This window comes from Actinomadura sp. NPDC000600 (assembly GCF_040492135.1).
Taxonomy (GTDB): domain Bacteria; phylum Actinomycetota; class Actinomycetes; order Streptosporangiales; family Streptosporangiaceae; genus Spirillospora.
Genome location: NZ_JBEUPD010000022.1, coordinates 131,505 through 142,189, shown reverse-complemented (window position 1 = coordinate 142,189; position 10,685 = coordinate 131,505). Strand labels below are relative to the sequence as shown.

Annotated in this window: 9 protein-coding genes and 1 rRNA gene; 4 read left to right on the top strand and 6 right to left on the bottom strand. The window is 71.5% G+C overall.

Annotation, left to right across the window (positions count from 1 at the left end):
* Positions 1 to 93: ribosomal RNA gene (gene rrf, locus ABWI07_RS28670) — 5S ribosomal RNA — on the top strand; the annotation flags it as partial.
* A gap of 678 nt (positions 94 to 771) precedes the next feature.
* On the opposite strand, the gene ABWI07_RS28665 is transcribed toward rrf, so the two are convergent.
* Entirely contained in the window at positions 772 to 1,668 is an 897-nt protein-coding gene (locus ABWI07_RS28665; RefSeq protein WP_353820351.1) for a hypothetical protein, read from the bottom strand.
* Positions 1,669 to 1,739: 71 nt separating this feature from the next.
* Here ABWI07_RS28665 and ABWI07_RS28660 point away from each other — a divergent pair, with 71 nt between their 5' ends.
* Positions 1,740 to 4,235 (top strand): hypothetical protein, encoded by a 2,496-nt coding sequence (locus ABWI07_RS28660; protein WP_353820350.1) that lies wholly within the window; start codon positions 1,740 to 1,742, stop codon positions 4,233 to 4,235.
* On the opposite strand, the gene ABWI07_RS28655 is transcribed toward ABWI07_RS28660, so the two are convergent.
* Together ABWI07_RS28655 and ABWI07_RS28650 are read right to left on the bottom strand one after the other, a co-directional pair.
* Entirely contained in the window at positions 4,232 to 4,744 is a 513-nt protein-coding gene (locus ABWI07_RS28655; protein ID WP_353820349.1) for a tetratricopeptide repeat protein, read from the bottom strand. The genes ABWI07_RS28660 and ABWI07_RS28655 overlap by 4 nt on opposite strands.
* Positions 4,745 to 4,759: 15 nt before the next feature.
* Positions 4,760 to 6,016, bottom strand: a complete 1,257-nt coding sequence (locus ABWI07_RS28650; RefSeq protein ID WP_353820348.1) for a cytochrome P450 — start codon at positions 6,014 to 6,016, stop codon at positions 4,760 to 4,762.
* A 762-nt stretch (positions 6,017 to 6,778) separates the two neighbouring features.
* Here ABWI07_RS28650 and ABWI07_RS28645 point away from each other — a divergent pair.
* Positions 6,779 to 7,804, top strand: coding sequence for a M4 family metallopeptidase (locus tag ABWI07_RS28645; protein WP_353820347.1), 1,026 nt, complete (start codon positions 6,779 to 6,781; stop codon positions 7,802 to 7,804).
* 55 nt (positions 7,805 to 7,859) lie between these two features.
* Complete coding sequence (locus ABWI07_RS28640) at positions 7,860 to 8,483, top strand: LysE family translocator (protein ID WP_353820346.1); 624 nt, start codon at positions 7,860 to 7,862, stop codon at positions 8,481 to 8,483.
* A 63-nt stretch (positions 8,484 to 8,546) separates the two neighbouring features.
* On the opposite strand, the gene ABWI07_RS28635 is transcribed toward ABWI07_RS28640, so the two are convergent.
* Genes ABWI07_RS28635 through ABWI07_RS28625 form a run of 3 tightly spaced genes read right to left on the bottom strand, consistent with a single transcriptional unit; the run spans position 8,547 to position 10,507 of the window.
* Positions 8,547 to 9,416 (bottom strand): phosphotransferase family protein, encoded by an 870-nt coding sequence (locus tag ABWI07_RS28635; protein ID WP_353820345.1) that lies wholly within the window; start codon positions 9,414 to 9,416, stop codon positions 8,547 to 8,549.
* Complete coding sequence (locus ABWI07_RS28630; protein WP_353820344.1) at positions 9,417 to 9,629, bottom strand: DUF397 domain-containing protein; 213 nt, start codon at positions 9,627 to 9,629, stop codon at positions 9,417 to 9,419.
* Positions 9,626 to 10,507, bottom strand: coding sequence for a helix-turn-helix domain-containing protein (locus ABWI07_RS28625; protein WP_353820343.1), 882 nt, complete (start codon positions 10,505 to 10,507; stop codon positions 9,626 to 9,628). Before ABWI07_RS28625 ends, ABWI07_RS28630 begins: the two co-directional genes overlap by 4 nt.
* Between the last annotated feature and the right edge of the window lie 178 nt (positions 10,508 to 10,685).

Genomic DNA, 10,685 nt, shown 5'->3' with positions numbered 1-10,685 from the left:
ACACCCGGTCCCATCCCGAACCCGGAAGTTAAGCCCTTCAGCGCCGATGGTACTGCATGGGAGACCGTGTGGGAGAGTAGGACGCCGCCGGACACTTATTGGGGAAGGCCCCGCCGATCACGGCGGGGCCTTTCTTGTTTCATCGGGATTGCAGTAGCCGCCGTTTTTCGGGGTCGATTCTCAAGCTGAGTGCTGTTGAGACGAACGAACGCGTGGGGCGCGGTCGCCGGCGGCTCTGCGGTGGCGTGCCGTTCGCCGGCGCTGACCTGGCCGTGAAGGGTGGGGTTCGACTCTCGGTGGAGTTGGGTGGTGGACGGTGCGAGACCGCTGACCATGTCCAGTCCCGGGAGGGGCTCCCGTATCGCGGGGGGTAGCTCAGGGCGAGATTGGTTTGGGCTGGACTCGCCCTCGCCCTCGCCCTTGCTCTCGCCCTCGACCAGGTGCAACGTCGCCGGTAGCCCGGTCGGTGACTGGTGACTGGTGACTGGTGACTGTAACTCGTCTGGCATGACGTGATCATTCCACCGGCGAGGCGGGGTTCGTCGACGGGACGGGTTCGCTGGGTGGTGTCAGGTCCCGCGCTCGTGGAGCGCCGACCGACTGAGCTCGTCAGTGGTCGGCGGGAGGGGGGCGATGGCGACGGGACGCAAGGGCCGTGGCGCGTGCGTCGCGGTTACCGCGCGAGCCGGGCATGGCGGCTGACCCTTCCGCGGTCCAGTGCCAGTCATCCGCCACCCCTAGGAGGGGCGGCGCCGGTCGTCCTACCGCGTTTCAGGTTCGGGTGGCGGGGGTCTCGGGCTTGCGGGTGCGTGCTACCTCGGGGGTGCGGGCGTCCAAACTGATCTTGGCGAGGGCGTGGCGGCCGAGGTCGGCTGTCCCGGAGTGCTTGGTCTCGTCTTGGGTCAGGTAGACGGTCAGGTCGGGGAAGGTGACCAGCCATCCGCCGTCGCCGGCTGGGGCGGTTCGGAAATCGCGCGGGTCGCGCCGGGCTGCCAGTCTTTCCTTGGCGAAGTCGGCCGCAGAGTCGGCCTCGCGGGTTCCGGCGGGGACGAAGGTGCCGTTGCGGAAGTAGACCGTGGTCTGGGTCCGGTCACCGGCGGCCAGGGCCGCCTCGGACACGGTGGCCGGCGGCTCCGGTGGGCGATGGGTGAGCGTGCGTCGTGTGCTCCGCCGCCGGATTCGCCAGATCTTGGCCACCGCCCAGATGAGGAGCACCGGCCAGAGGACCAGCAGGGCCACGAGCAGGCCGGTTCCAGGCGCGTCCACCTGGATTCGCAGTGCCTCGTTGGAGCGGTCGCATGCGACCGCGACGTAGTCGGTGGCAGGGGCCTGGAACGCCCCGACCCATCGGTATCCCTTGATCTCCGCGGAGTCGCCGGAGTGCCGGACGCGGTCCAGCGTCAGCGGATAGGTGCCGTTCTGCCCGGCCAGCGCGCAGGAACCCGGGTCGGCGGCGCTTCCGACGACGTGGACGCGATAGCGCAGACCCTCGTCCACCCAGAGCACCGGACGGCTGTCGTCGGGGACGTTTCCGGACCGGACGGCGTCGACCGTGCTCGCGGTGAGGAGTGCGTGGTGCGTCCCCCAGAACAGCGCGGTGAGCAAGGCGAGCAGGACCACGGGCCAAGCCGGAATCAGATACGCGCGCCAGGACGTGGCGAAGGGCACCCGATACCGATATGCAACCTTTTTCGGCACCCGCGAATTGTACGATCTTGCGGCCTGGAGAGGGAGATCATTTGGACGTTACACGTACCGAGATCGACGGCGTTCCCGTGTTCTGGAGCAAGGGCGCGCCGGGCGACGACGACCATCGAGCGGCGCTGGTGTTCCGCGTGGGGCGGGCCGACGAGACCCTGGCACGGGGCGGGCTCACCCACCTGGTGGAGCATCTGGCGCTGCATGCGGTCGGCGATTCCGACTATCACCACAACGGCGTCGTGAACGCCGTGACCACCATGTTCGTCACCCATGGCGAGCCCGCGGAGATCGCTTCATTTCTGACGACCGTGTGCGAATCGCTGTGCGCGCTTCCCATGGACCGTCTGGAGGCGGAGAAGAACATCCTGCGGACCGAGGCCGAGGGACGCGACGCAGGGCTGCAAGGCCAGCTGCTGCTGTGGCGTTACGGAGCCGCCACTTATGGCCTGCCCGCCTACGACGAGCACGGTCTGACCGCCTTAACCCCCGAGGACGTCCAGGAGTGGGCGGCGCGCTGGTTCACCAAGAACAACGCGGCACTGGCGATCGTCGGCGGCCCGCCGCCCGAGGGGCTGACGCTGCCGCTTCCCGAGGGCGAACGGCGGCCCGTCCCGGAACCGACGAGCGCCCTGCCCCGGACACCCGCCTACTTCAACGCCGACGTCAACGGTGTCGCGCTGAGCGCGATCGTGCCGCGCTCGTCCGCCGCCCGGGTCTACGCCGACGTCCTCGGCCGCCGCCTTCACCGGGTGCTGCGGAGGGACAACGCGCTGAGCTACACGACGAGCGTCGACTTCTCATCGAGCACCGGGGACGGTGTGGAACTGCTCGCGTTCGCTGACGGTCTGGCCGAGGTGCGCCCGGAACTCGCGGAGCGGTTCTGCGGGGAGATCGGGCGCATCGCGGCCGAGCCGGTCGACGCGGCCGAACTCGCGGAGGTAGTCGCGGCGCGACGCGCCCGCACGGGCTCCGACGAGGCCCGCGCCTCGCAGCCGATGAGGCGGTGCCTTGCCGAACTGCTGGGAGCCCCGCTGCTGACGACGGACGAGGCCCTGGCGGAGCTCGACGCGGTGCGGCCCGAGGACGTCCAGGAGGTCGGCCGCGCCGTCCTGGACACCGCGCTCCTGATGCTTCCGCACGGCGAAGAGCCGCAAGGGGCGCGTTTCGCCCCGGCCCCGACCCGTTCCATGGTCGCGGTCGAGGGCCGCGTCCACACCCGGGCCGGCGACGTCCAGCAGGGCCTGATCGTCGGCCCTGAGGGGGCCACCTCGCTGACCGGCCCGATCATGGCGACCGTGCGCTTCGACCAGTGCGCCGCGGTGTTCGCGTGGCCGGACGGGGCACGCGCGCTGATCGGCCTGGACGGCGTGACGGTCGGGGTCGAGCCGAACCTCTGGCGCTCCGGCACGGCCGCCGTCGCGGAGATCGACCGGTACGCCCCCGCCGAGCTGGTCGTCCGCAAGCCGGCCCGCCCCGACGACCGCATCCCGTCTCCGGGCGACGGCGCCTCCTCGGCCGATCCTGAGGAGACCGGCAAAGCCTCACCCGGCGTGGTGGCCGCGCTCTTCGGGCTGCCCGGCAGGATCAGGTCGCGGCGGCGACGGCCGGCCTGGCGGGACGAGGCGCTGGCGGCGGCGCTGCCGAAGGTGCGCGGCGGCGACCTGCGCGCGGGCCTGGAACTGCTGGCACGCACCCGGGACGACGCCGAGACCCGCAGCCTCTACATGGATGGCCTCACCGACGCCGCGCTCGGACAGGCCGAGCGGCTCACGCGACTGTACGCGGACGATCCCGACGACCCGGACCTGTGCCTGTGGCTTGGCGCGACCCGGGTCGCCGAGGCATGGGAGGCGCGCAGCGCCCAACGCGCGGAGCACGTCGACGCGGAACGGTTCGGCCGGTTCTGGCGGCTGCTCGCCCTCGCGGGCCCGCCGCTCTACCGTGCCGCCGAGCTGCTTCCCGCGGACCCCGTCCCCTGGGACAGCCTCCAGTGGTACGGCATCGGCATGCAGCTCGGACGGGACGAACTGGACCGGATCTGGCGTGAGCTGACGGAGCGCGACCCGTCCCTCTACGCGGGCCATGTCTCCCGCTCCCAGGCATTGTGCAAGAAGTGGTGGGGCTCGGAGGCCGAGGTGCTGGACTTCGCCGAGGCGACCGTCGCCGCGGCCGAGCCGGGCGACCCGGTGACCGCGGTACTGGCGGTGGCGCACCTGGAGATCGGCGGTGAGATCGGCACCTGGGACGACCTGAACCGCTACCTGGCCCGGCCCTCGGTGCACGCCGCGCTCGTGGCGGCCGCCGACCGCTGGCTCGCCGGGGATCGGCCGCATCCGAGGAACCTGGAGGCCCACCACTTCTTCGGTGCGGTGTTCTACCGGGCCGGCGACCACGACCGGGCCCGGCGCCATCTCAGCCGGGTCGGCCGCACCAGCCCGCCCGAACGCGCGTGGGGGTACGCGCCCGACGCCGACCGGCTGCTGGTCCAGGCCCGGCGGGACGTCCGCGCGAAGCGTGAGGAGCCGCCGCACTAAGGGCGCAGGCCGGGGCCGTCCTGTGCGAGGGCCTTCGCATAGGCGGACAGCGAGCGGTTGTACTGCGGGAGGTGGCGGGAGAGCGCGCCCAGCGCGAGCCCGGCCGCCTCCCGCTCGCGTCCGACGTCGGTGAGCGCGAGCGCGAGGAACGCGGTGACGGCGTCGTCGAGCTCGTCCGAGCCGGCCTCGCGTTCCGCGGTCAGCAGCGCGACGCTCTCGTCGGCCCGGCCGAGGTTGCGGAGCGTGCTGGCGTACTGGATCACGGCCTGCCTCCGCCGCGGTCCGGAAAGCCCCGCGGCGAAGGCCCGCCGGTAGTGGTCGGCGGCCTCCGCCTCGTGGTCGAGGGCGTCGTGCGCGGAGGCCAGCTCGTACTCGGCGACGGCGTCGCCGGGCGGCAGCTCGCCGGTCAGGGCTTCGACCTTGCCGAGGAAGTCCTCGGGGGTGTGGTCGTCGAAGGCGTCCCACAGGGCGGCCATGCGCGCTTCCCAGTCGGGCGCGGGGTTGATCATAAGGTCAGCCTACGGTCATCCGTCCCGCTGCGGAGGTTCGAGGTCGAGCCAGAGCTCGGCCGGGTGACGGATCACGGTGACGGTGTTCCAGACGACGTCGTGCGGCGCGTGATGCAGCCGCGCGTCCGGGAAGCGGCGGGTCAGCTCGCGCAGGACGGTGTTCAGCTCCAGCCGGGCCAGCGGGGCGCCGAGGCAGACGTGGGGACCGGCTCCGAAGGCGAGGTGGGGGTTCGGGGCGCGCTGGAAGTCGATCCGCTCGGGGCCGTCGAACACGCCCGGGTCGCGGTTGGCGCGGTCGACCGCCGGAATCACCAGGTCGCCCTCGCGCAGCGGGACGCCGCCGAGTTCGACCTCGCGGGCGACCCGGCGCGGCTGCGCGGATTCGAACGCGGTGCCGGGAGTGGTGCGCAGCAGTTCCTCGACCGCGCCGGGAATGCGGTCGGGGCGGGCCGCGAGAAGGCGGTAGAGGGTGTCGCCGCCGTCCTCCCGGGTGGTGAGGAGCCGGAACAGGAAGCCCGCGATCGCGGCGGCCGTCGTCTCCCATCCCGCGACGACGACGCTCGCCGCCAGCAGCGCCGCCTCCTCCAGACCGGTCCGCCGGCGGACGGCGTTGGCGGCGATCACGGAGAGCAGGCCGCCTTCCTCGGAGCCGGGTTCCGCGTCCGCCATGAGCCCGCCGAGGCGCTCGGCCATGTAGCCGCTCATCTCCAGCACCGCGCGCTCGTTCTCGGCGGCGCGGTCGGCGCCCGTGGACAGGAACATGTCGCCCCACCTCCGGAACAGCGGCAGGTCGTCGTCCGGCAGGTGCATCACGCCGCCGATGACGCCGAGGGTGAGGGGCAGGGCGAGCTGCTCGTTGACCTCGATCGGACCGCCCGCCTGGACGAGCGAGTCGAGCAGCGCGGTGGTGAGCCGGTCGACGGTCGGCCGGTACCGGTCGATCCGGGCGGGCGCGAACGCGTTGCCGACCAGGTCGCGGTGCACGCGGTGTTCACGGCCGTCCCGCGCCAGCATCGTCGGGGAAGTGGGCGGGTAGGGCGGGATCGCGTCGGCTCCCGCACGGCGGAACGTGTCCTGCTCGCGCAGGACGCGCAGGCACTCCCTGTGCCCGGTGACCAGGAACGCCTCGTGCCCTTCCGGGAGGCGGACACGGGCGACGGGCGCGAGCCCGTCGTAGAGAGGGGACAGTCCCATCGGATCGTCGGGACGGACCCCGTCGACCGGAACGTCCTGGCAGGGGAACGGGTATCGCGGGTGATCGGTCGACGGCACGGCGCTCCTCGCGGATGTCGCTGGGGTGGTCACCTGTCTGCCCCGAAGCTCCGCGACACGCACGTCCCCGTCAACCCGGGGTGAGGTGCATGTGGCGTCCGCGACATCTGGGGCCCGCGCAACGCTTGTGCAACGTGGGATGCGGCAGAATTGGACCGCCCGGCCATGGCCGGAATCATGGTCGCGTCGGCGCCAACCCACACACGTGCACCGGCGCGGCCGCCGGCCGGCGGATCAGACGCTCGCACCGCGGTCCTCGGCGGCGCCGCGCCCGTTCCCCGGGACGGATTCCGGCGCGCCGCCCCGGGCGAGTCCGAAAAGGCCCAGCGCTCCCAGCGCCCAGGCCGCCGCAGCGAGCGGCAGCGAACCCGAGCCGCCGCGGTGAAGGCGGCGACGGCCAGGGCGAACGTCCTCACCGGGCCGAAGCGGTCGACCAGGGCGCCGCCGAGACGGCCGCCCGCGATGCCCGCGGCGCCGGTGAGGACCAGGAGGCCGCCGAGGCGGGACGGGGTCACGCCCGCGACCCCGTCGGGGAACGGCGCCAGGTACGTCTGGATCGAGATCGAGGGGCTCGCGGCGGCCAGCCGCCTCGGCGCCCTGACCTGCCGTCGAGCCGGAACACCGTGCTACTCCCGCCACTGGCGGTGGCACCAGCACAAACTTCGCCAGTGTTCGGGGCCGCGATCAGGCGATGCCAGACAGACTTGGACACGGCACGGATTGGACCTGTCCCCGCACCGGACCTGGCCGTACCGTCCGCCCATGCGTAACACACGACGCCTCGCCCTCGCGGCCGTGGCCGCGTTTCCCCTCGTGGCCGCGCTGCCGGCGGCGTCCGCCGCGGACTCCGGCGCGACCGCCACCGGGACCGTCTTCTACCCCAACCCCGTCCAGCAGCTCGGGGACCAGTCCCTCACCGACGCGAAGGACGCCGACTACGCCGCCCTCGCGCCCGCCTACCGGCAGGTCACCCTCACCGACCTCGACGGGTCCGGGTCGCTCACCGGGCGGTACGCGCGGGTCAAGAGCGAGACCGGCAAGGCCGCCCGGATCGAGGGCGGCGCGCTGCCCGCCTACCACCGCGACTCCGACCAGTTCGAGCAGGTGATGGGCTACTACTGGGTGACGACCGCGCAGCGGTACCTGCAGCACCTCGGGTTCGGGTCCGGGCTCCGGCCCGTGAACCAGCGGCAGATCGAGGTGCGGATCAACCAGTACGGCGGCGACAACTCCTTCTTCCGCCCCGACAAGGCGAACATCACGCTCGGCAAGGGCGGGATCGACGACGCCGAGGACGCCGAGGTGGTCATCCACGAGTACGGCCACTCCGTGCAGGACGGCCAGGTCACCGGGTTCGGCACGAACCTGGAGTCCGGATCGATCGGGGAGGCGTTCGGCGACTACCTGGCAGTGGCGGTCACCAGCTGGGCGACCGGCACGCCGACCAAGACCCCGGAGCCGTGCGTCGCCGACTGGGACTCGGTGTCCTACACGTCCGGGCCCACGCACTGCCTGCGGAGGCTGGACGGGACGAAGCACTACCCCGAGGACGTCCGCGGTGAGGTCCACGCCGACGGCGAGATCTGGTCGCGGGCCCTCTGGGACATCCGGCAGTCGCTCGGCGACACCCAGGCGAGCACGCTGATCGTCGAGGCGCAGTTCGCGTTCGCGCCGGACACCTCGTTCAAGGCCGCCGCCGAGGCGACCGTCGCCGCCGCCCAGCGCCTCTACGGAGCGAAAGCGGCGAAGGCCGCACAGGCGGCGTTCGCCGCGCGGGGCATCCTGTGACCGCTTGATCGTCGAGGGCGTGGTGCGGCCGTAAGGAGCGATATAGCATTCGCTCATGATCACGGCCGCGCTCGCCTTCGCCGTCGCCGCGCTGATCGTCAACGTGGTGCCGGGGCTCGACACTTTCCTGGTGCTCAGGACCTCCGTCGCGCAGGGACGGAGCCGAGGCTTGGCCGCGGCGCTCGGAATCATGGCCGGATGCGCGGTGTGGGGACTCGCCACGGCGGTCGGGCTGACCGCGCTGCTGACCGCCTCGCATGTGGCATACAACGTGGTGCGCGTCTGCGGCGCCGCCTACCTGGTGTGGCTCGGGGCGACGGCCCTCTGGCACGCCAGAAGGAAGGACGAGGTCGAACATCCCGAGCCCGTCGTGGTCGCGGGATGGCGTGCGGCGTTCCGCGCGGGAGTCGGGACCAATCTGCTGAACCCCAAGGCGGGCGTCTTCTACATGAGCCTCGTCCCGCAGTTCATGCCGCACGGCGCGCCGGTGTTCGGCACGACGATCCTGTTCACCGCGATCGACGTGGTGGAGCTCGCGGTCTGGTTCTGGCTCGTGTCGGGCGCGGCCGCCGCCATGGGGGAGCGCCTGCGGCGCCCGTCGTTCCGGCGGCGGATGGAGCAGCTCAGCGGCGTGGCCTTCCTCGGCTTCGCCGCCAACCTCCTGGCCGACCGCCCCTGACCCAGGCGACGGTCACGGCGAACGGCGTCATGCGAGAGCCCACGTGGGCTCTTCAACGGCCGGTCAGCTTTGCGAAGCCCGGGAGAGGCGCTCCTCGGTCCAAACCGTGTGGCGTTCGCGCAGGTCCTTCGAGGTGAGATCCGTGCGTCCCAGGTCGGTGTAGTTGGGAAGCCAGGTCTCGACGGTTCGGTACGAGTTGGTGAGGGCGAACACGTCCCACAAGGCAAGGTCAGGGACGAGCTCGCCTGCCGCCTCCTGGTAGGCGTCGGTGAAGGCCTCGGCCGTGGCCGGGCCATGGAGGAGGACGAGGTCGAGACGGCACCAGCCGACATCGAAGCCGCGCGGCGCCAGGGACGCGCCCGACCAGTCGACCACGCCGGTGAGGGTGCCGCCCTCCCACAGGACGTTGCCCGCCCAGAAGTCGAAATGCGTGAGGACGCGTTCGGCCGTGGCGAGGCGATTCCCTTGGGCCGCCAGGAGCGCTGTGCCAGGCGCGGAGCCTGGGAAGGCCCTGGCCGCCGCCATCCCATCGCGGAAGCCTGTCAACCGCGCGGCCGGGGTGGCGTGCAGGCGGGCGAGGACGCGGCCCAGCTGCACGGCCGCGGCGTCGGGTTCCATGGACGTGATGTCTGCACGGCCGGGGAGTCGGCTGATCAGGACGGCGGGAAGCCCGACACGCGCACCCTCCGGATCGGCGCCGAGGAGGCGCGGCGCCCAGCCGTCCAGGCCGTCGAGGACGTCCAGCACGTGGGCCTCGTTCACGGCGGCGGCGGTGTCGCCGGGCGGGAAGCGTCGCAGGACCGCCTGCCCGCGTGGTGTTTCGAGCAGGTCCGTTGCGGCATGCGTGCCGCCCGCGAGGCGCCTTACGGCGCGCACCGGCCCACCGGACACCTCGGCGGCCCACGCCAGGACCTCGTCGGACGGCCGCATCATCTAGCGGGTGCGTCCTTGCTTGAGCCGGGTGAGGAAGGACGCCCAGTCGTGGGCGTCGAAATGGAGGACGGGCCCGTCCGGGTCCTTCGAGTCGCGGGCGGCGACGGAACGGCCGCCCATCGACGCGACTTCGATGCACGAGCTGTTGTCGTCCACGCCGCCGCTTCGCGTGCTCTTGCGCCAGTCGAGTCGGGAGAGGTCTCGTCCGGTCATGCTCGCCTCGGTCTTCCCTTCGCCTGAGCTTGCGACTCGAAGACCAGATGCTCGATCCGCTGCCTCGAATCGTCCTCGGAGAGTGCGGCGGCGCGGAGCCTTTCGTAGACGTCGAGATAACGGCGCGTAGCCGCACCGTCGTCTACGAACCGCGACTGATTCGTCTCGTCGATATGGACTATATCGCCGCCGAGGGCCGGGACGGTGAGGATGTTGAAGCTGCCCAATGCAGGATGGGCGCCGGCGGTGAAGGGCAGCACCTGGAGGCCGACCCGCCCGCCGTCGATTTCGGTCAGCACGTGTTGCAATTGCCGCTGCATCACCTCGGGTCCGCCGACGCTCTGCCGCAGGGTGCTCTCGGCGACGATGACATGGACGTCGGGGCGAGCGGCCCGGTCGAGAATCTGTTGCCGCTTGATACGGACGTCGGTCAGACGCTTGGTCTCGAGGGGCGACCGGCCGGGAACGCCCGCCGCGAAAATCTCCCAGGCGTATTCGGGGGTCTGGAGGAGGCCTGGCAGGAAGACGCATTCGAAGGCTCGGATGCGGGTGGCCTCGTTCTCCATGCTGATGAAGGTCGGGTAGACGACGAGCACGTCGCGGTAGCTCTGCCACCAGTCCTTCGCGTCGTTTCGGCGAGTGAGGCCGAGGAGGGCTTCGCGGCGGGCCGGGTCCGTTATCCCGTAGGCGTCCAGGATGGGAGGAAGGTCGCGCTCGGGGATTCTGACCTGGCCCTTCTCGATACGGCTGATCGAGGAGACGGAGCGCCGCAGCAGTTTGTGAGCCTTCTGCAGGGTGAGGTTCTGTTCGAGCCGAATGTGGCGTAGTTCGAGGCCGAGGCGCACGGTCCGCACATCCGGTGTCGGTTCAGCGGACATTGTCGCTCTCCCTCCGTGGCCGTTCGATTCCATTGTGTGTCGACCGGCTCGCGGGCGGGGCGGGAACGCCAAGATCAGAGAATTCCCGCTGGAGGAATTCCCGTTGTCCGGTGGTCGGCGGATGCGTCCTGGCCCGGTTGTCCATGCTTGCGCTGGTCGCGTTGCGGAAGGTGGCGCG

Bases quoted from the DNA above. Each gene is read 5' to 3' on its own strand.
- ABWI07_RS28655 (WP_353820349.1), bottom strand. From the start codon at position 4,744: ATGATCAACCCCGCGCCCGACTGGGAAGCGCGCATGGCCGCCCTGTGG.
- ABWI07_RS28645 (WP_353820347.1), top strand. From the start codon at position 6,779: ATGCGTAACACACGACGCCTCGCCCTCGCGGCCGTGGCCGCGTTTCCC.
- ABWI07_RS28640 (WP_353820346.1), top strand. From the start codon at position 7,860: ATGATCACGGCCGCGCTCGCCTTCGCCGTCGCCGCGCTGATCGTCAAC.
- ABWI07_RS28635 (WP_353820345.1), bottom strand. From the start codon at position 9,416: ATGATGCGGCCGTCCGACGAGGTCCTGGCGTGGGCCGCCGAGGTGTCC.
- ABWI07_RS28630 (WP_353820344.1), bottom strand. From the start codon at position 9,629: ATGACCGGACGAGACCTCTCCCGACTCGACTGGCGCAAGAGCACGCGA.
- ABWI07_RS28625 (WP_353820343.1), bottom strand. From the start codon at position 10,507: ATGTCCGCTGAACCGACACCGGATGTGCGGACCGTGCGCCTCGGCCTC.